This window comes from Streptomyces lichenis (assembly GCF_023218175.1).
Lineage (GTDB): Bacteria > Actinomycetota > Actinomycetes > Streptomycetales > Streptomycetaceae > Streptomyces > Streptomyces lichenis.
Map to the genome: position 1 here is coordinate 144526 of NZ_JALPTH010000004.1, position 19276 is coordinate 163801.

Here is a 19276-nt window from a genome sequence, read left to right on the forward strand (position 1 = left end):
CGATGGGTGCACACAGGCGGAAATGCGACTGGTGCGGCAGCGGTACGCCGATCGTCCGCGACATGGAACCGGTCAACGCCCGCTACCAGTACTGGTGCGAGGAATGCGCGCGGGCGCTGATCATAAAAGGCGACCCCATCGAGACCTACCGGGAACTCGAAGGGGAGCCCATCTACGGGCGCCTGCTCGACGAGCACTGCACCCTCAAGCGCTTCTACTCCTTCGCCAGGGCCTGATCGCCGGCTGTGCGGGCTGAGTCGCCCGCCGCCTGCGCGGGCAGGTGTACGCGGTCGTCCGCCGCCGGGGCCGACCGCCCGGGGGTCGTACGGTCCTCGCGGCGCAGCCGCAGCGCGAACGCCGCCAACAGGGCGAGCCCCACCAGGGTGTAGAGCCCGGACAGCAGCATCTGCCCCGGGTTCTGGTGGAGTTCGAGCCGCACCGGGGCCGGGGCGTGCGGCACCCACCACAGCGCGAACGACCCGAAGACCAGCCCCACCGCCACCGTCCAGCCCGGCCGCACCCGCGACGCCAGCAGCACCAGGGCGGGCACACACCACACCCAGTGGTGCGACCAGGAGATCGGGGACACCAGCAGCGCGGTCACCCCGCACGCCACCACCGCCACCGGCCGGTCCCCGCGCAGCGCGGCGAGGACCGCGACCGCCAGCCCCGCCGCCCCCACCACGACCGCCGCCGGCAGCCACCACACCCCCGGGTCGGTGGTGTGCAGCAGCCGGGCGATCACCCCGTTCAGCGACTGGTTGGCCGTCTCCTCCTTGCGGCCCACCCGGCTGGTCTCGAAGATCATCCGCGTCCAGAACCGGCGCGAGTCGTAGGGCAGCACCACCGCCGACACCGCCGTCACCGCCAGGAACACCGCCGTCGCCGTCACCGCCTTGCGCAGCCACGCATCCGCCCACGCCTTGCGTGGTCCTCCGTCCCGGCGCAGCCGCAGCACACCGACCACCAGCATCAGCACCACGAACAGCCCCGGCGTCAGCTTCACCGCGGTCGCCAGCCCCGTCCCGATCCCGGCCCAGCGGGCGCCCCCGTGGCCCTCGCGCCGGGTGAAGTCCCACAGCACCGCCACCGCGATCAGCAGGTTGATCTGCCCGTAGCGCAGCGTGGTCCACACCGGCTCGCACCACACCAGCACCGCGGACGCCCACAGCGCCGCCGTCCACAGCGACCGCGCCGGCGCCCCGGGCCGCACCAGGCGCAGCGACAGCCGCACCAGCGCCACCAGCAGCAGCAGGTTCCCGGCCGTCGCCAGGGTCCGCATCTCCGGTACCCCGAGCAGGGTCAGCGGGGTGAACAGCAGCGCGGCGAACGGCGGGTAGGTGGTCGGCAGGTTCGCCGAGGTGGCGCGCATCGCGTACAGGTCGCCGCCGGCGAGCACCGTCTCGCCCTCCGCCCGGTACACGGACAGGTCCAGCATCGTCACGTCGGCGGCGCGCTGCGCCAGCCAGAAGGCGGCGAGCGACAGCAGGCAGGCCGCCGCCGCGGCGAAGGGCGCCCGGGCCAGCCGGGCCCGGAGGTTCACGGTCAGGGTCACCAGAAGGACGCTACCGGGCGCCCGCTCCGGCCCGGCACCCGCCGTGGGCGGCCCGGTCTCAGGCCCGTAACCGATTTGGCGAACCACCGGGGGGACCGTGTAATGTTCTCTCTGTCGCCGCGAGGGAAACCCGAAGGGAAACCACCAGGGAAACCCGACCGGGAGGAGATCCCGGCGGTCGGCACCGCAAGGGGCTATAGCTCAGTTGGTAGAGCGCCTGCATGGCATGCAGGAGGTCAGGAGTTCAATTCTCCTTAGCTCCACAGTAGGTGGAAGGCGGGTCATCCGGTCGGATGGCCCGCCTTCCGCGTTTCCCGGGGTTGCCCGCGCCGTTTCCCGCCCGGACCGGACCCGCCACCAGGGGTGACGGGCCCGACCCGGAGTCGGCGGCTACGGGTCAACCCTGCCCGCTGCCAAGGGCCTTGCGGGTCACCGGGGGCAGCGCCGGGCGCTCCGGCCGCTCCTGCGGGGCCGCCTCCAGCCGCAGCGCCAGCTCGGGGCAGCGGCGCACCGCCAGTTGCGCACGGTCCCGCAGATGCATCGGCACCGAGGCGTCGGCCAGCACCGGGTAGCCGTCCCGGCCCATCCGCACCAGCTCCGGCACGATGTCCGCGCACAGCCCGTGCCCCTTGCAGAGTGTCCAGTCCACCGCCAGCTTCCGGCCGCTCGGAATGGACTCCACCGCGTCCTGGTAGCCGGGCCCCGGCAGCGGCAGCACCCCGGTCGTCGGACGGCCGCAACCGCCGTGCAGCACATGCGCGGCCAGGTCGTCGGTGAACGCCGACAGGGTGGAGGCGAAGAACCGGGCCGAACCGTCCGGGTGCTTGCACACCCCCCGCCCCTTCACCGCCTGGGTCACCTCCCGCAGTGCCTCCAGCGCCGCCGGGCCGCCCCCGTTGAGCACGTCCGACAGCCCGCCGGCCGCCGCCGGAAGCCCCAGCCGGCAGGGACCGCACTGCCCGGCGGTCTCCGCCGCCAGCCAGTTCGCCACCCGCTGCGCCTCACCCAGCGGACAGGTCTCCGGACCGATCGGCAGGATCGCCCCGGCCCCCAGCGAACCGCCCACCGCCGCCAGCGACTCCCGGGAGATCACCGCGTTGTCCACGGCCATCGAGTCGATCCAGTTGCCGTGGTAGCCGCCGGTCAGCACCCCCTGCGGCCGCGACGGAGCGCCGGCGAGCTGGAGCACGTACCGCAGCGGCACCCCGGTCGGCACCTCCACCACCATCGGCCGGGCCACCGCCCCGGAGATCGTCAGCATCACCGTGCCCGGCTCGCTGTCCAGCCCGCCGTGGGCGTACCGGGTCGGGCCGATCCGGGCGGCGACCGCGAGCTGCGCGTACGTCTCGGCGTTGGACAGCAGGGTCGGCGCACCGCCCACCCCGGACTCCGCGGCCCGCTCCCGGCGGCCCGGGGGCAGCGCCGGTCCGCCGCCCGCCGCCCGGATCACGGCCGAGGCCTCACCGGAGACCATCCGCTCCGGGGTGCGCACCACCCGGGCCCGCAACCGCTGCCCGCGCCGGTCGGACAGCCCGCGCTCGGCGAGCGCGGCGCGGATGGAGACCTCGGTGGAGTTGCGGGTCACCGCCACCACCAGGGTGCGCGCCCCCAGCGCCTCGGCGGCCAGCAGCGCCCCGTCCAGAATGAGGTGCGGGGCCCGGTTGAGCAGCACGGTGTCCTTGCGGCAGGCCGGTTCGCCCTCGCTGCCGTTGACCACCACGACCGGCCGCACCCCGCGCCGGATGGTCGACTTGGCCACCGCGCGCAGCTTCCGGCCGAACGGGAACCCGGCGCCGCCCCGTCCGCGCAGGGATATGTCGTCGGCGAGCTGCGCCAGCCGCTCCCCGGCGATCGGTTCGAGCGGTCCGTGCACCTTGAGGTGCATCGGCAGGTCCAGCCGCTCGACCAGGTCGAACCCCTGGGTCAGCTGCGGCAGGCCGACGACGCGGACCTCGGGGACGTCGGGGAGCGGGGCGTTCACGGGCGTTCTCCTGCGGGTGCGGTCCACGGCTCGCCGGCCGGTGGCTGCTGGAAGGTGCCCTGCGCGGGGTCGGCGAAGGGCGTGAAGGGGCTGAAGGGCGCCTGACCGGTCCCGGCGCCGGTCTCGACATCGGTGCGGACATCGGTGTCGGGGCCGGTGGCGGGGTGGCCGCCGGTGGCGCCGCGGTCGCCGTAGCCGTAGGGGAAGGCGTAGGACGGGGGCGTGGTGGACGGCGGGGAGGAGGTGAAGCCGCCCTCAAAGGGGTCGCCACCGGGCCGGCCGGAGGAGCCGGAGGACTCGGAGGAACCGAAGGAGTCGAAGGGCGAGCGGGTCGGCTGCTGGGGGATGTACGAGGAGGGCGGCGCCGGGGACTGGGCGGGCGGTGGCGGGGAGGGGGTGGGCCAGTAGCCCGGCCGGGTCGCCGGCTCCTCGGCGACCACCGGCAGCTCCTCCGTCATCGGCACCCGCTCGGCGAACGGGATCTCCTGGGTGGCCGGGCCGCCGGACGCGGCAGCGGCCGTGCCCCCCGTGGTGCCGAGGGACACGGCCCGGTAGCCGGCCGAGATGGAGGACGAACGCCGCTTCCGCGCTCTGCCGGGTGGATCGCCGGCCGGTCGCTCGGCCGTCCACACGGGGGAGACGGGTGGACGTTCGGCGGTCCACTCGGGGGAGGTGCCCGCCCGTTCGCCGCTCCACTCGGGGGAGGCGGATGGCCGTTCCGCGGTCCACTCGGGCGAGGTGGCCGGCCGTTCCGCGGTCCACTCGGGGGCGGTGGGCGGGCGGGAGGGTTCCGGGGGGTAGGGGGCGGGGCCGGCCCGGCCGGTGCCGGTCGCGGCGGTGGGGAGGTCCGCCGTACCCGGGAGCGGGGAGACCGAGAGGTCGCGGCGCCGGCGCGAGGGGGAGGCGTTCCGCTCGGCGCCGGGGCCGAGCAGGGCCAGCAGCCGCTCGGCGAGCGTGTTCTGCGTGGGGCGCGGCAGCAGCCGTACCGAGACGGCCCCCGCGACGCCCGTGAGGGCCAGGCAGTACATCGTGGTCACCCAGGCCGCGGCGGGGCGACCCGCGTAGAGTCCGTGCATCAGCGCGAAGCACCAGGCCGGATAGGCCAGCATGTGCAGCGGCCGCCAGCGGGCCGCGATCGGGCCGCGCCCGGCCAGCGCGCTGCGCGCCGCCCCGGTGGAGGCGGCGACCACCATCAGCAGCCCCGCGAGCGAGCCGAGGCCGATCAGTCCGGACGTGCCGGTCAGTCCGAGGCTGAACGGGATCAGCGCGCCGATGAGCTCCACATGGCCCAGCGACACCTTCACGGTGGCGTGCAGCAGCAGGAAGCCCAGCGAGGCCACCGCGGTGGTGCGGTGGACGGCCTGGGCGAGCAGCCGGTGCCGTACGGAGAGCAGCAGCCGGTCGGTGGCGAGCAGGCCCCAGGCGACGGACGCGGTCAGCGAGACGAGGGAGAGGACACCGGTGGTGAAGTCCAGCGCGGCGCGGAAGCGGTCGCCGCCGCCGATCGCCAGCAGGGGTATGAGGAGCAGTACGGCCGCGGCCAGTCCGCCCTGTACCGGCTTGCCGAGGCCGGGTTTCCGCGTGGGCGAGGAGCGGGTCGTGCGATGAGGAGGGTTCATAGGGGGCGACTCCAGTGGTGCGGAAAAGAGGTCCCGTGGCCGCATGCTAAGTCGACGCATACCAACCGGTACGAGAATCCGGCGTTTATGTTTCGGTCCCTCGCCAACTGACTCTGGGGTTGCCCGGGATAGGGGCGATACGCGGAGTAAGCCGGTGCCCCCGGGCGGCCGTTCGGAGCCCGCCAGTGGTCTGGACCAGGCGGTACGCGGCGGCTCGGCGCAGCTGCGCCCCGAGGTGCGGGCGGAGGCGGGTGGGCGCGGTATGGGGCGCGTACGAGGTGGTGCGCGCCGTCACGCAGGGCGTTCGCGCGGGCGCGTCCGGTGGACGGACCTCGATGCGGGCCTTGCGGGCGCTGCGGTACCCTGGCGCCATGCGTGCCGTACGCCTTCTGCTTACCGAGCCGCGCTGACCAGTCCCGACGCGGGGCTCCCACCACCCGCGCGGGGTCGGCGCGGCGTCCCCTCCTGTGCGAGGGGATTTTTCGTTTCGCGCCCCGGCCATCCGCGCGTGGAGGACTCCGCGCCCGGACCGTGCCTGGACTTCCGCGCACAGGCCGGCCGGCGGTGGGCAGAGACGACCCCGATGGAGCTTAAAGGATCATGAGCGAGACGAATCCGGCCGCCGAGCAGGCGGCCCCGCATCGTTACACGGCGGCGATGGCCGCCGACATCGAGGCACGCTGGCAGGACTTCTGGGACGCGCACGGCACCTACGAGGCGCCCAACCCCACCGGTGACCTGGCCGGGGACCCGGCCGTCGCCGCCCGGCCCAAGAAGTTCATCATGGACATGTTCCCGTACCCGTCCGGGGCGGGGCTGCACGTCGGGCACCCGCTGGGCTACATCGCCACCGACGTCTACGCCCGCCACCAGCGGATGACCGGGCACAACGTCCTGCACACCCTGGGCTTCGACGCCTTCGGCCTGCCCGCCGAGCAGTACGCGGTGCAGACCGGCACGCACCCGCGGACCTCCACCGAGGCCAACATGGCCAATATGAGGATCCAGCTGCGCCGGCTGGGCCTGGGCCACGACAAGCGCCGCTCGTTCGCCACTATCGACCCGTCCTACTACAAGTGGACGCAGTGGATCTTCCTGAAGATCTTCGACTCCTGGTACGACGAGCAGGCCGCCAAGGCCCGCCCGATCGCCGAGCTGGTCGCCCAGTTCGAGAGCGGTGAGCGCCCGGTGCCCGGCGAGGGCCGCACCTGGCAGGGGCTGACCGCCGCCGAGCGCGCCGACCTGCTGGGCGAGTACCGCCTGGCGTACGCCTCGGACGCCCCGGTCAACTGGTGCCCCGGGCTGGGCACCGTACTGGCCAACGAGGAGGTCACCGCCGAGGGCCGCTCCGAGCGCGGCAACTTCCCCGTCTTCAAGGCCAAGCTGCGCCAGTGGAACATGCGCATCACCGCCTACGCCGACCGGCTGCTGGACGACCTGGACGCGCTGGACTGGCCCGAGGCCATCAAGCTGCAGCAGCGCAACTGGATCGGCCGCTCCGAGGGCGCCCGGGTCGACTTCGCGGTCGGCGAGGACGACGCCATCACCGTCTTCACCACCCGTCAGGACACCCTGTTCGGCGCCACCTACATGGTGCTGGCGCCCGAGCACGAGCTGGTCGAGAAGATCGTCCCGGCCGCCTGGCCCGAGGGCACCCACCAGGTGTGGACCGGCGGCCACGCCACCCCCGCCGACGCCGTGGGCGCCTACCGCAAGCAGGCCGCGTCCAAGTCGGACGTCGAGCGCCAGGCCGAGGCCAAGGACAAGACCGGCGTCTTCACCGGCGCGTACGCGGTCAACCCGGTCAGCGGCGAGCGCGTCCCCGTCTTCATCGCCGACTACGTGCTGATGGGCTACGGCACCGGAGCGATCATGGCCGTCCCGGCGCACGACAGCCGCGACTTCGCCTTCGCCCGCGCCTTCGAGCTGCCGATGCGCTGCGTGGTCCAGCCCACCGACGGCCGCTCCACCGACCCGGCCGAGTGGGACGACGCCTTCTCCTCGTACGACGCCGAGCTGGTCAACTCCACGCACGGCGACATCACCCTGGACGGGCTGGGCGTGGTCGACGCCAAGGCCCGGATCACCGCCTGGCTGGCCGAGCGCGGTATCGGCGAGGGCACCGTCAACTTCCGGCTGCGCGACTGGCTGTTCAGCCGCCAGCGCTACTGGGGCGAGCCCTTCCCGATCGTCTACGACGAGGACGGTATCGCCCACCCGCTGCCCGAGTCGATGCTGCCGCTGGAGCTGCCCGAGGTCGACGACTACTCGCCGCGCACCTTCGACCCGGACGACGCCGACACCCAGCCCGAGACCCCGCTGTCCCGCAACGAGGACTGGGTCGACGTCACCCTGGACCTGGGCGACGGCCCGAAGAAGTACCGCCGCGAGACCAACACCATGCCCAACTGGGCCGGTTCCTGCTGGTACGAGCTGCGCTACCTGGACCCGCACAACGACACCGCGCTGGTCGACCCGGAGATCGAGCGCTACTGGATGGGCCCGCGCGAGGGGCAGCCGCACGGCGGCGTCGACCTGTACGTGGGCGGCGCCGAGCACGCCGTACTGCACCTGCTGTACGCCCGGTTCTGGTCCAAGGTGCTGTTCGACCTGGGGTACGTCTCCTCCGCCGAGCCGTTCCACAAGCTGTTCAACCAGGGCATGATCCAGGCCTTCGTCTACCGCGACGCGCGCGGTATCGCGGTGCCCGCCGCCGAGGTCGAGGAGCGCGACGGCGCCTACTTCTTCCAGGGCGAGAAGGTCAGCCGCGTCCTGGGCAAGATGGGCAAGTCCCTGAAGAACGCGGTCACCCCGGACGAGATCTGCGCCGAGTACGGGGCCGACACGCTGCGGCTGTACGAGATGGCGATGGGCCCGCTGGACGTCTCCCGGCCCTGGGACACCCGGGCCGTGGTCGGCCAGTTCCGGCTGCTGCAGCGGCTGTGGCGCAACATCGTCGACGAGGCGACGGGGGAGACCACCGTGGTCGACGCCGAGCCCGACGAGGAGACCCTGCGCGCCCTGCACAAGGCGGTCGACGGCGTCTCCCAGGACATGGCCGCGATGCGCTTCAACACGGCGATCGCCAAGGTCACCGAGCTGAACAACCACCTGACCAAGGCGGGCGGCGCGCTGCCCCGCACCGTCGCCGAGCGGCTGGTGCTGCTGGTCGCCCCACTGGCCCCGCACATCGCCGAGGAGCTGTGGCGCAAGCTGGGCCACACCGAGTCCCTCGTCCACCGGGACTTCCCGGTCGCCGACCCGGCGTTCGTGGTGGACGAGACGGTGACCTGCGTGGTCCAGATCAAGGGCAAGGTCAAGGCCCGGCTGGAGGTGGCCCCGTCCATCACCGACGCCGAGCTGGAGGCCCTGGCCCTGGCGGACGAAGGCGTCGTCGCCGCGCTGGGCGGCGCCGGCATCCGGAAGGTCATCGTCCGGGCGCCGAAGCTGGTGAACATCGTCCCGGCGTGACCGGGCGCGTGGCTGAGGGATGACCCCTACGGGCGGGTTGCGGGTTCCAGGGGAACCTGTGGCCCGCCCGTTCCGTTTACCGTGGAGGACGGCGGCGGCGACGCGCTCCCGGCACGGCTGGGGCGCTTCCCATTCACCCACCGCATCGACACCGAGGGGACCGGCATGGCAACGGCGATCCTGATCCTGGCGCTGCTCTTCGTCGTCTTCGTCGCGCTGGGCGCCTATCTGAGCGTCAAGGCGGTCAAGGCGGCCAAGCGCGGTGTGGACCGCACCATCGATCAGGCCCGCCGCACCGTCGAGGACACCACCCTGCGCGCCCGCAGCTACGGCCAGGCCGGGGCGCCGGCCGAGCTGGCCCGGCTGCGGCTCGCCCTGCGCACCTCGATGCGCGCCACCCAGGACGCCCTGGAGGCGGGGGCGGCCGAGGACGCCTCGCTCAAGGAGTCGCTGGCCCTCTTCGGCCGGCTCAGCGCGCACGGCAAGGAGCTGGACGCCGACCTCAGGCGGATGGAGCGCGACCCCGACCGGTCCCGGGTGGCCGCCCACCTGGACGAGGTCCGCCGGCGCACCGAGCAGGTCACGCACGCGGCCGACTCGCTGCGCTGGGCCGCCCGCGACCGGGCGCTGCGGTTCGCCGACGACGAGCTGGAGTCGCTGAGCGCCCAGATCGACATGGAGGCGGGCGCCCTACGCCACTGGGCCGTCACCGACGAACCCGCGAGCGGGACCGGGGCCCCCGACTCCCGGGCGGCGACGGCTGGTTCCTCCGGCGCCACCGCCTGGCCGGAGGCCCACACCGGACGGCAGACCACCTCCTCCGAGCAGGTATGGCCGGGCGACGAGAGCGCTCCGGCCGGCGGCGGCTCCACCGGCCGCAGGGACGACGGGGACCAGGCGGAGGGCCGATCCGAGGAGGCCGGTCCGCAGGCGATCACCGCACGCGACCCGCGGCTGCGGAGCTTCTCCTGGCAGAAGACGGCCCGCCCCGAGACGACCAACTGACTCCGAGGCGCGGGAATGGCCGGGCCAGGGGTGGCCTGCCGCCCGGCGGTCGCCGCGGGGTAACCTCCCGGTCATGTCCCGCCATGTCGCGATCGTCACCGATTCCACGGCCTACCTGCCGCCTCAGACGATGGAGCGGCACGCTATCACCGCGGTTCCGCTGACCGTCGTCCTCGGCGACCAGGCCCTTGAGGAGGGCACCGAGATCTCGGCGCGCTCACTCGCCCTCGCCCTGCAGAAGCGGCGGTCGGTGACCACCTCCCGGCCGAGCCCGGAGACCTTCGCCGCCGCCTACGCCCAGGCCGCCGAGCGGGGGGCCACCGGCATCGTGTCCCTGCACCTGTCCGCCGAGTTCTCCGGCACCTACGACGCCGCCGCGCTGGCCGCGCGCAACGCCGCGGTGCCGGTACGGGTGGTGGACACCGGAATGGTGGCGATGGCCCTGGGCTTCTGCGCCCTGGCGGCGGCCGAGGCCGCGGAGGCGGGCGCGGCCCTGGACGAGGTGGCCGCCGCCGCCGAGAAGCGCGCGGCCGGGACCTCCGCGTACTTCTACGTCGACACCCTGGAGTACCTGCGGCGTGGCGGGCGCATCGGCGCCGCCCAGGCGCTGCTGGGCTCCGCACTCGCCGTGAAACCGCTGCTGGAGCTGGAGGGCGGACGGATCGAGCTGCGGGAGAAGGTGCGCACCGCGTCCAGGGCGATCGCCCGGCTGGAGGAGATCGCCGCCGAGCGTGCGGCGGCGTGCGGCGCCGTGGACATCGCGGTCCACCATCTCGCCGCTCCGGACCGGGCCGCCGCGCTGGCCGACCGGCTGCGGGCCCGGGTGCCCGGACTGGACGAGGTGCGTGTCAGCGAGGTGGGCGCGGTGATCGGCGCACACACCGGCCCGGGACTCCTGGGCGTGGTCGTCTCCGCCCGCTGATCCCTTCCTTCTCACGGTCACTCTCCGGAGTGGCCGAAGTATCCCCATTCCAGGGGCTATCCACAGATTCGCGACCGGCCGCCCATGGATCCGCTCCGGCGTCTACCGTCCTGAGCCATGACCGTACGAACACGTTCCGTGACGACCGGCTCCACCGTCCGCCGCCGCCCCACCAGCGGCCCCGGCCGCGCCCCGGGCTCCGACGGCCGACTGCGGCGCGGGCGCGGACAGGGCGGTGGACGGGCCCGTACGACAGCGGACGCCCTGCTGGCCGCACGGCGGCGAGCGGACGGGCTCTTCGCCCCACCCGGCCCACGCCGCCACCCCCCGGACGCGGTCCTGTTCCCGTCGGCGCCGGACGACGGCGGCCCGGGTGCGGTCGGGACTGACCCCACCGCGCCCGATCCCGGTGTGCCCGGCCCGTCCGAAGGGGTCCTGGTGAGGCCGGAGGCACGACCAGCTCCCGAGCGGGCGCCCGGCCGCGGGGAGCGGTGGCGATCGGCGGTACGGGACCGGTTACCGATGTGGGTGCAGACCCGCTGCGGCCTGGAACCGCGCACGCTCGCCGCGCTGGCCGTCGTCCTCGCGGTGGCGGCGGCCCTGGCGGGACGGCACTTCTGGTCGGGCCGCCCGGAACCGGTGCGTGCCCCGGAAGTGGTGCACCACGCGGCCCCGTCCCGCCCGCCGGTCGCGGCCGGGTCGGCGGCGCCCACGGCCGGACCGCTGCCGGTGGTGGTCATCGACGTCGGCGGGGAGGTGCGCCACCCCGGGGTGCTGCGGCTGCCCGCCGGATCGCGGGTCGCCGACGCGCTGCGGGCCGCCGGCGGGGTCACCCCCGGCACCGACCTCAGCGGGCTGAACCGGGCCCGGGTGCTGCTGGACGGCGAGCAGGTCGTGGTCGGCGCGGCAGCGCAGGCGGCCGCCCCGATCGCCGGGCCTGTTCCGGGTGTGCCCGGGGCGGTCGGCACCGGTACGGGGGCGGGGCCGACCGGGCCGATCAGCCTCAGCACCGCCACCGTCGAGCAGCTGGACACCCTGCCCGGTGTCGGCCCGGTCCTCGCCCGGAAGATCGTCGACCATCGCACTCGCAGCGGCGGCTTCCGATCGGTGGAGCAGCTGCGTGAGGTGAGCGGCATCGGCGACCGCCGGTTCGCCGAACTCCAGTCGCTGGTGCGGCCATGACCAGGCCGGCCGGTGGGCCTCCGGTCGTGGGCGCGGGCGAGACAACGTCGGTGAGCCGGGCCGCGGCGGCGAATACGGCGGTCAGTGCGGCGGCCAGTGTGTCGGTGACCGCATCGACCGGCCGGGCTCCGGTCGCGGGTGCGGGTGCGGGTGCGGGTGCGGCTGCGGGAGCAGCGCACCACAGGACCCGCCGGGCCGCCGCCCCCGGTGCCGGGGATCCCGGCAGTGCGCCGAGCGGGCACCCGGTTCCCGCCGAAGGCCCGGTCGATCTGCGGCTGGTCGGGCCCGCGGTGGCCGCCTGGGTCGCGGCGGCGCTCGCGCTCGGCGCCCCCGGGGGCTGGACGGCCGCCGCCGTGGCGCTCTGCACGGCGGGTGCCCTCGCCCTGCTGCTGACCGCACGGCGGAGGAGACCGGCCGGTCCCACCCCGGGGAGGCCGAACGGCTCGGCAGAGCAGAGCCAAGCCGACCCACCGGGCCCCTTCGCGCCGGGCGGCGGCCGACGCCGAACCGGACGCACCCCCGCGGGATGGCTCCGCGCCCCCTGGTGGCGGCAGAACGCCACGGCGGCCGCGGCGGTGCTGCTGTGCGCGGCCGCCGGAGCCGCGTCCGCCGGACTGCACGGCGCCGACCTGCGCCAGGGGCCGCTGCCCGAACTGGCCGGCCACCACGCCAGGGTGACGGTCGAGGCGACCGTCACCTCGGACCCCCGGCTGACCCGCCCCGTCATGGACGGCCCGCGGACCGGACCGCCCGGCGTGATGCTGGACATCGAGGTGACCAGAGTCGAGACCGCCACCGGCACCCGCCCTCCGACCCGCGTCCGCACCCCCGTCCTGGTGATGACCTTCACCGCCCAGCAGCGATGGCGGCCCCTGCTCCCCTCCACCCGGCTACGGCTCAGCGGACGCCTGGAACCACCCGGTGAGCAGGGCGGCCGGTACGCGGCCGTACTGCGGCCCGACGCGGCGGGACCGGTCGTCACCGGAGCGCCGACCCGCCTCCAGCGCACGGCCGGAGAGCTCCGCGCCGGGCTGCGCGACGCCACCGACCAGCTGCCCCCGGACGCCCGCGCCCTGCTGCCGGGGCTCGTCGTCGGCGACACCTCCCGGATCCCGGACGACCTGCACCACGCCTTCGAGGCGACCGACCTGCTCCACCTCCTCGCCGTCAGCGGAAGCAACCTCACCTTGGTCCTGCTGCTGCTCATCGGGCCGCCCGGCCGCGCCCTGCGAGCCGAATGCGGGGGCCTGGCACCCCGGCTGGGCATCACCCTGCGCGGCACCGCGCTCCTCGGCGGGCTGCTCACCCTCGCCTTCGTCATCGTCTGCCGCCCCGAACCGAGCGTGCTGCGCGCCGCCGCCTGCGGACTGATCACCCTGCTCGCCATCGCCACCGGGCGGCGCCGCTCCCTGCTGCCCGCGCTGGCCGCCGCCGTGCTGCTGCTGGTGCTGTGGAACCCCTGGCTGGCGCGCGGGTACGGCTTCCTGCTGTCGGTGCTCGCCACCGGCGCCCTGCTCACCCTCGCTCCCCGGTGGAGCGCCGCCCTGCGGAAGCGGGGTGTCCCCGGGCGCCTGGCGGAGGCGCTGGCGGCGGCTGCGGCGGCACAGGCCGTCTGCGCCCCGGTGGTGGTCGTCTTCGCCGGCCGGATGAGCCTGGTGGCCATCCCCTGCAACCTGCTCGCCGAGCTCGCGGTGGCCCCGGCCACCGTCCTGGGGTTCGCCACCCTGGCCACGGCGCCGGTCTCCGGGGCGCTGGCCGGTTGGGTGGCCGTCTGCGCCGGCTGGCCGGCCGGGTGGATCGCGTCCGTCGCCCGGGCCGGGGCCGCCCTGCCCGGAGCGGAGGCCGCCTGGCCGGGCGGATGGGGCGGCGGCCTGCTGCTCGCCCTGGTCACCCTGCTCGCGGTGGTCGCGATACGGCGGATGCGCCGCCGGGTCTGGGCGGTGAGCGCCTGTGTGATCCTGCTGCTCCTCGCCGTGCTCCGTCCCCCACCGGTGGTCCGGCTGCTCACCGGCTGGCCGCCACCGGGCTGGGTGGCCGCGCTCTGCGATGTCGGCCAGGGCGACGCCCTGGTGCTGGCGGCCGGCCCGGGCCAGGCGCTGGTGGTGGACGCGGGCCCCGACCCGCGGCTCGTCGACCGCTGCCTCACCGAACTGGGCGTCCACCGCGTCCCGTTCCTGGTGCTCACGCACTTCCACGCCGACCATGTGCGAGGACTGCCGGGTGTGCTGGACGGCAGGCAGGTCGGCGCCATCCAGACCACCGGTCTGCGACAGCCCCCGGAGCAGGCGGAGTTCGTCCACCGGACCGCGGCCGCCGCCGGTGTGCCGGTGGTACGGGCGGTGGCAGGCGAACGCCGTCGACTCGGCCCGCTGGACTGGCACGTACTGTGGCCCCTGCCGTCCCCACCGCCCCCGAGCTGGGATCCCTCATCACCCGACCCCGGCCCCGACCTCGAACCCAACGACTCCAGCGTCACCCTCCTGGTGCGCACCGCCGGGGGACTGAGCCTGCTGCTCCTCGGCGACCTGGAGCCGCCCGCCCAGCAGGCGCTGCTCCGGGCCCACCCCCGCCTGCCGCCCGTCGACGTGCTCAAGGTCGCCCACCACGGCTCGGCCCACCAGGACCCCGGGCTGCTGGAACGGGCCCGCCCCCGGCTGGCGCTGGTGTCGGCGGGCCGGGACAACTCCTACGGCCACCCCGCCCCGCGCACCATGGCCGCGCTGGGCGCTGGGGGAGCGGCGGTGCTCAGCACCAGCGACCATGGGGCGATCGCCGTGACCACGGTCGGGCGAGGCCTCCGCGCCGTGCCACGCGGGCCGACGGCACCACCATGAGGCCCGAGCCGCGCGGGCGCCCGCCACGGAGCCCTCTAAACCGTCACCGCGACCGCCTCCACCGCACACCCTTCCGGCTCCGCAGTGCCCGGTGGTGCGCACCGGGGCCCGGGCCGGTGGCGCGATCGGCATGGCGACAATGGTCCGGTGAGCGATCTGAGACATGTGCTGGTACTGCCCGACCGGGACGCCGCCGAGGAGGCGGCGGAGGAAGTGGGGGAGCGGTTCGGCGTCACCGAGGAACCGCAGCTGGTGCGCGACGCCCTCGCCGGGGAGGACGACGCCGAGGACGCCCAATGGCTCCTGGTCCTGGAGGACCCGGACGGGCGGCTGGTCGCCGCCGAACTGGACGAGTTCGCCGCCCGCTGGGACGGCTGGCGCGAGGAGCCCTGAGACGCGACGGTGCGGGGGGAGGGGGCGAGGACGGCGGACCGCCCGCGCCGGCGGCCGTGTCCTCAGCGGGTGGCCCGTTCCGCCGCTTCCCGGGTGATGTCGGCGTACAGGCGGAACAGGACCGGGCGGGCCTCGCCATGGCCGTGCTCGGGCAGGGCCGCCCAGCAGCGGGCGATGAGCTCCCGGGCCTGGGTGCCGGGCCAGGGCTGGGGCAGGAGCTGGGGCGGCAGCAGGGGGTCGGGCTCCATGGCGCGGCTGAGTTCGGCCGCCAGCTCGACGGCGATGGTGAGCAGCTCGGACGGGGAGAGTCCGGCGGAGCCGGTGAGCCGGTCGAGGCGGGGCCGGGCGATGCGGCCGAGGCGGTGGTAGCGGTCGGCGATCTCCTGGAGGGGCCACAGATCGCGGGCGAGTTCGGCGGGCTCCCGGACGTCGCCCCTGCGCAGGTCGGTCGTGCTGAGGAGGGTGAGCGCACCGTGGACGCCGAGGCGGTGCGCGGCGTCCTCGACATACGGTTCCCAGGCGTTGGCGCAGACGTACAGCCCGCCCTGGAGCGGGGCGCCGCCGAGGTGGACCAGGGTCTCCCGCAGGGCGTCCCGGGCGGTGCGCGACGACTCGGGCACGGCGAAGGCGGCCAGGTGCCAGACGCCGTCCCAGGGGGCGAGCCCGGCGTCCTGGCGGAACGCGTGCCGCAGGAAGTCCGCGTTGGGAGCGAGCGCCTGTGCGGTGTCCTCCGTGGCGTGCAGGACCGCTCGGCGGCCGCGGCCCTCGTGGGTGAACCTCTTCTCGGCCACCAGGCGTTTGACGCACAGCCGCACCTGCTGGTCACTCATGCCGAGGGTCCCGGCGACGGTGTACAGCTCGTCCGCGCCGACCGTGCCGTCCTCCCGGATCAGCGCGTGGACCAGTAGGCGGGTGGGGATCTCGACGTGGTCGGTCACGGGGTGCGCGGTCCTCTCGGCCCGTCCGTCTCGACGGGGCGGTGCATGGTGGTCACGGCGCCGAACCCCAGCAGCCCGCGGAGGTAGGGCGTGTGCTCGGTCCGTACGGCCGCGAAGCCCCGCCGCTCGTAGAGGGCCCTGGCACGCGGGTTGGTGTCTATCACGTCCAGTCTGATCTCCCGGCAGCCCCGCTCCGCCGCGACGGCGGCCACCTCCTCAATGAGCAGGCTTCCGACGCCGAGGCCGCGCATCCGAGGGGCGACGGCGATGCCGTCCATGACGAGCTGCCCGGGGGCCGGCCGGCGCTCGAACAGGGCCAGGAGCGGGAGCCGGCGCAGTCCTCCGAGGTATCCGTACACACGCAGCACGTCCGAGGCCGATCCCCCGGTGAGGGCCCGCCCACCGAGCTGGTAGCCGGCCAGGCCGACGAGCCGCCCGTCGAGGAGCGCGCAGACCGCGCGGTCGGCGTTCAGCTGGGCGGCGATGAAGGGCACCGCCTTGCCCGGCGGGTTCAGCGCGGGGCCGAGTTTGCGGCCGAAGGCGTCCCAGTACAGCTCGGCCGCCCGCCGCTCGGCTCCGACCGGAACACCCCGTCGGACCTCCACCGGTCCGGACCTGGACCCCGCCTCAGCTTCCACGCCGTTCCCTCCCTCTCTCCACCCCGGTGATCTGAATCTATCAGATCACCTACGACCGTTCTCATGGTGATAGTTTCGCTCTCCGGAACGCATCCGAACAGAGGCGGTCTCATCCATGTGTCCGAAAACCCGGCCCCGGCGGCGCGGGCTCCGCGTCGCCGTGTGCTCGCTCGTCACGGTCCTGGTCCTGGCCGCCGGTCTCACCGGTGTGGTGCTGTGGCAGAACTCCTACGACATGGACCAGCAGCGGGTCTCGATCCGCCACGGCGGCCACACCCTCAACGGCGTACTGGCCACCCCCAGGGACGGCCGCGAGCGCCACGGCCTGGTCGTGTACGTCCACGGCGACGGCCCCGTCGACGCCACCCACGAGGACGGCTACCAGCCCCTGTGGGAAGCGAACGCCCACGCCGGTTACGCCACCCTGTCCTGGGACAAGCCCGGCGTCGCGGGCGCCCCCGGCGACTGGCTCGACCAGTCCATGGACGACCGGGCCGACGAGGCGGCCGCCGCCATCGCCTGGGCGCGCGCCCGCCCGGACATCGACGGCGACCGGATTGGGCTCTGGGGCGCCAGCCAGGCGGGCTGGGTCCTGCCGAAGATCGCGTCCAGGACCTCGGTGCGGTTCGTCATCGCCGTCTCACCCGCGATCAACTGGCTCCGGCAGGGCCGCTACAACCTCCTCGCCGAGCTGCGCGCCGACGGCGCGTCGGCGGCCCGCACCCGGGCCGCGATCGCCAGGAGCGACACCACCCGCCGGCTGCTGGAACGCCACGCGACCTTCGAGGAGTACGAGAAGGCCACGCGCGGTGACACGGACGGCATGACCGCCGACCGCTGGGGCTTCGTCGCCAGGAACCACACCGCGGACGCCACACACGACCTGCGCGCCCTGCGCGGCATACTGGTGCTGCTGACGCTCGCGGGCCATGACGTCAACGTGGACACCGCCGACACCGAGCGCGTCTACCGCGAGGTTCTGGACCCGGGCGGCGCGCTGGCGGTCAAGCATTACCCGCAGGCGACCCACTCACTGCTCAGGCAGTCGGTCGAGCAGTCGGAGGCCAGGACCGTACTCACCGCACTCTTCTCCCCCCGCTCGCTCTTCGCGGACGGCTTCTTGGACGACCAGCGGCAGTTCCTGAAGGACGCCGGTCCCTGAGGAACGGTCCCTGAGGAACCCCGGCCCCTAGGGACCCCGACCCCTGAGGAATCCGGCCCCCCGGGGAACCGCCCCCGAACGGGATGTCAGTGGGGCGTGGGATGCTGGTCGGCGATGGCCAGCAGAAAGAACCAGACCGACGACGTCCTCGCCCCCCTCACCCTCGCCGTGGGGCAGGAGGACCTGCTCCTGGACCGGGCGGTGCAGCAGGTGGTGGCCGCGGCACGGGCGGCCGACGCCGACACGGACGTCCGCGACCTCACCTCCGACCAGCTCCAGCCCGGCACGCTCGCCGAGCTGACCAGCCCCTCCCTGTTCTCCGAGCGCAAGGTCCTCGTCGTGCGGAACGCGCAGGATCTCTCCGCCGACACGGTCAAGGACGTGAAGGCCTATATCGCCTCCCCCGCCGAGGAGATCTCCCTGGTGCTGCTCCACGCGGGCGGCGCCAAGGGCAAGGGCCTGCTCGACGCGGCCCGCAAGGCCGGGGCCCGCGAGGTGGCCTGCCCCAAGACCACCAAGCCGGCCGAGCGGCTGACCTTCGTCCGCGGGGAGTTCCGCACCCTGGGCCGGTCCGCGACCCCGGAGGCCTGCCAGGCGCTGGTCGACGCGATCGGCAGCGACCTGCGCGAGCTGGCGTCCGCCGTCTCCCAGCTCACCGCCGACGTCGAGGGCACCATCGACGAGGCCGTGGTGGGCCGCTACTACACCGGCCGCGCCGAGGCCTCCAGCTTCACCATCGCCGACCGGGCGGTGGAGGGCCGCGCCGCCGAGGCCCTGGAGGCACTGCGCTGGTCGCTGGCCACCGGCGTCGCCCCTGTACTGATCACCAGCGCCCTCGCCCAGGGGGTCCGGGCGATCGGCAAGCTCTCCTCGGCGCGCGGCGGCCGCCCGGCCGACCTCGCCCGCGAGCTGGGCATGCCGCCGTGGAAGATTGACCGGGTACGGCAGCAGATGCGCGGCTGGACCCCCGACGGCGTCGCCACGGCGCTGCGCGCCGTCGCGGAGGCCGACGCCGGGGTCAAGGGCGGCGGCGACGACCCGGAGTACGCCCTGGAGAAGGCCGTCGTCGCCATCGCCCACGCCGCCCGCCCCCGCCGCTGAGCCACCCGCCGAAGCACACCGATTCGGCGGCCTCAGCGAATCCGGCGGCCCCAGCGGGACCGGCTGGTTCAGCGGTCTCAGCGATCTCAGCGGCCTCAGCGGGCGGCCGCGCCCAGCACCAGCACCGCCGCGGCCAGGCACAGGAAGCCGCCCGGGAACGCCATGTTCCGGTACACCCCGGCGCGCACATGGGCGATCACCGCGCCCGTGAAGAACAGCACCAGCCCCACCGCCGCCGCCTCACCCACCCACGGCACCCCCAGCAGGCCGAGCAGCAGCCCGGCCGCCCCCGCCCCCTTCAGCGCGCCCAGCCACCACAGCCAGTCGCGCGGCACCCCGACCTCCGCCGAGTTGGCCCGCACGAAGGCGGCCCCGCGCAGATCCGCCACGGCGATCGCGGCGTTGGCCAGCACGGTGACAAGGGTGACGATCACAAACGCCGTATCCATCGAAGGTGCCTTCCGCCAGGTGTCCC

The 19276-nt window shown here is 74.6% G+C and carries 15 protein-coding genes and 1 tRNA gene; 10 read left to right on the top strand and 6 right to left on the bottom strand.

Going from position 1 to position 19276, the window contains the following annotated elements:
* Window positions 1-2 precede the first annotated feature (2 nt).
* Complete coding sequence (locus M1O15_RS05640) at window positions 3-236, top strand: hypothetical protein (RefSeq protein WP_248632099.1); 234 nt, start codon at window positions 3-5, stop codon at window positions 234-236.
* On the opposite strand, the gene M1O15_RS05645 is transcribed toward M1O15_RS05640, so the two are convergent.
* Window positions 215-1549 carry a glycosyltransferase 87 family protein gene (locus tag M1O15_RS05645; RefSeq protein WP_282576346.1) on the bottom strand — a complete coding sequence of 445 codons (1335 nt, stop codon included), beginning with the start codon at window positions 1547-1549 and terminating at the stop codon, window positions 215-217. The two genes, M1O15_RS05640 and M1O15_RS05645, sit on opposite strands and share 22 nt — an antisense overlap.
* Before the next feature lie 196 nt (window positions 1550-1745).
* Here M1O15_RS05645 and M1O15_RS05650 point away from each other — a divergent pair.
* Window positions 1746-1818: transfer RNA gene (locus M1O15_RS05650), tRNA-Ala, on the top strand.
* A gap of 134 nt (window positions 1819-1952) precedes the next feature.
* On the opposite strand, the gene M1O15_RS05655 is transcribed toward M1O15_RS05650, so the two are convergent.
* Window positions 1953-3536 (bottom strand): NADH-ubiquinone oxidoreductase-F iron-sulfur binding region domain-containing protein, encoded by a 1584-nt coding sequence (locus M1O15_RS05655; RefSeq protein ID WP_248632101.1) that lies wholly within the window; start codon window positions 3534-3536, stop codon window positions 1953-1955.
* Window positions 3533-5155, bottom strand: coding sequence for a ferric reductase-like transmembrane domain-containing protein (locus M1O15_RS05660; RefSeq protein ID WP_248632102.1), 1623 nt, complete (start codon window positions 5153-5155; stop codon window positions 3533-3535). Before M1O15_RS05660 ends, M1O15_RS05655 begins: the two co-directional genes overlap by 4 nt.
* 600 nt (window positions 5156-5755) lie before the next feature.
* Here M1O15_RS05660 and leuS point away from each other — a divergent pair.
* From leuS to M1O15_RS05690, 6 genes are all read left to right on the top strand, one after another.
* Window positions 5756-8626, top strand: coding sequence for a leucine--tRNA ligase (gene leuS, locus M1O15_RS05665; RefSeq protein WP_248632103.1), 2871 nt, complete (start codon window positions 5756-5758; stop codon window positions 8624-8626).
* A 165-nt stretch (window positions 8627-8791) separates the two neighbouring features.
* Window positions 8792-9631: a hypothetical protein gene (locus M1O15_RS05670; RefSeq protein WP_248632104.1), complete on the top strand. Its 840-nt coding sequence runs from the start codon at window positions 8792-8794 to the stop codon at window positions 9629-9631.
* 73 nt (window positions 9632-9704) lie between these two features.
* Window positions 9705-10553: a DegV family protein gene (locus M1O15_RS05675; RefSeq protein ID WP_248632105.1), complete on the top strand. Its 849-nt coding sequence runs from the start codon at window positions 9705-9707 to the stop codon at window positions 10551-10553.
* Between the two features lie 117 nt (window positions 10554-10670).
* Window positions 10671-11735, top strand: coding sequence for a ComEA family DNA-binding protein (locus M1O15_RS05680; RefSeq protein ID WP_248632106.1), 1065 nt, complete (start codon window positions 10671-10673; stop codon window positions 11733-11735).
* A gap of 269 nt (window positions 11736-12004) precedes the next feature.
* Window positions 12005-14569, top strand: a complete 2565-nt coding sequence (locus M1O15_RS05685) for a ComEC/Rec2 family competence protein (protein WP_248632261.1) — start codon at window positions 12005-12007, stop codon at window positions 14567-14569.
* A 147-nt stretch (window positions 14570-14716) separates the two neighbouring features.
* On the top strand, window positions 14717-14962 hold the full coding sequence (locus M1O15_RS05690) for a hypothetical protein (protein WP_248632107.1): 246 nt from the start codon (window positions 14717-14719) through the stop codon (window positions 14960-14962).
* Between the two features lie 62 nt (window positions 14963-15024).
* Here M1O15_RS05690 and M1O15_RS05695 read toward each other — a convergent pair whose 3' ends face one another.
* Together M1O15_RS05695 and M1O15_RS05700 are read right to left on the bottom strand one after the other, a co-directional pair.
* On the bottom strand, window positions 15025-15900 hold the full coding sequence (locus tag M1O15_RS05695) for a PaaX family transcriptional regulator C-terminal domain-containing protein (protein WP_248632108.1): 876 nt from the start codon (window positions 15898-15900) through the stop codon (window positions 15025-15027).
* Window positions 15897-16505 carry a GNAT family N-acetyltransferase gene (locus M1O15_RS05700; RefSeq protein ID WP_248632109.1) on the bottom strand — a complete coding sequence of 203 codons (609 nt, stop codon included), beginning with the start codon at window positions 16503-16505 and terminating at the stop codon, window positions 15897-15899. Before M1O15_RS05700 ends, M1O15_RS05695 begins: the two co-directional genes overlap by 4 nt.
* Window positions 16506-16653: 148 nt before the next feature.
* On the opposite strand from M1O15_RS05700, the gene M1O15_RS05705 reads away from it, so the two are divergent.
* Both M1O15_RS05705 and holA read left to right on the top strand, forming a co-directional pair.
* Window positions 16654-17700 (top strand): alpha/beta hydrolase family protein, encoded by a 1047-nt coding sequence (locus M1O15_RS05705; protein ID WP_248632110.1) that lies wholly within the window; start codon window positions 16654-16656, stop codon window positions 17698-17700.
* Window positions 17701-17814: 114 nt separating this feature from the next.
* Complete coding sequence (gene holA / locus M1O15_RS05710; RefSeq protein ID WP_248632111.1) at window positions 17815-18801, top strand: DNA polymerase III subunit delta; 987 nt, start codon at window positions 17815-17817, stop codon at window positions 18799-18801.
* A 95-nt stretch (window positions 18802-18896) separates the two neighbouring features.
* Here the strand turns inward: holA and M1O15_RS05715 are convergent, their stop codons facing one another.
* Window positions 18897-19250, bottom strand: a complete 354-nt coding sequence (locus M1O15_RS05715; RefSeq protein WP_248632112.1) for a DoxX family protein — start codon at window positions 19248-19250, stop codon at window positions 18897-18899.
* Window positions 19251-19276: the final 26 nt, after the last annotated feature.

What these genes read in the sequence shown, in the direction of transcription:
- M1O15_RS05640 (WP_248632099.1), top strand. Translation starts at nt 3, where the DNA reads ATGGGTGCACACAGGCGGAAATGCGACTGGTGCGGCAGCGGTACGCCG.
- M1O15_RS05660 (WP_248632102.1), bottom strand. Translation starts at nt 5,155, where the DNA reads ATGAACCCTCCTCATCGCACGACCCGCTCCTCGCCCACGCGGAAACCC.
- leuS (WP_248632103.1), top strand. Translation starts at nt 5,756, where the DNA reads ATGAGCGAGACGAATCCGGCCGCCGAGCAGGCGGCCCCGCATCGTTAC.
- M1O15_RS05670 (WP_248632104.1), top strand. Translation starts at nt 8,792, where the DNA reads ATGGCAACGGCGATCCTGATCCTGGCGCTGCTCTTCGTCGTCTTCGTC.
- M1O15_RS05675 (WP_248632105.1), top strand. Translation starts at nt 9,705, where the DNA reads ATGTCCCGCCATGTCGCGATCGTCACCGATTCCACGGCCTACCTGCCG.
- M1O15_RS05680 (WP_248632106.1), top strand. Translation starts at nt 10,671, where the DNA reads ATGACCGTACGAACACGTTCCGTGACGACCGGCTCCACCGTCCGCCGC.
- M1O15_RS05705 (WP_248632110.1), top strand. Translation starts at nt 16,654, where the DNA reads ATGTGTCCGAAAACCCGGCCCCGGCGGCGCGGGCTCCGCGTCGCCGTG.
- holA (WP_248632111.1), top strand. Translation starts at nt 17,815, where the DNA reads ATGGCCAGCAGAAAGAACCAGACCGACGACGTCCTCGCCCCCCTCACC.
- M1O15_RS05715 (WP_248632112.1), bottom strand. Translation starts at nt 19,250, where the DNA reads ATGGATACGGCGTTTGTGATCGTCACCCTTGTCACCGTGCTGGCCAAC.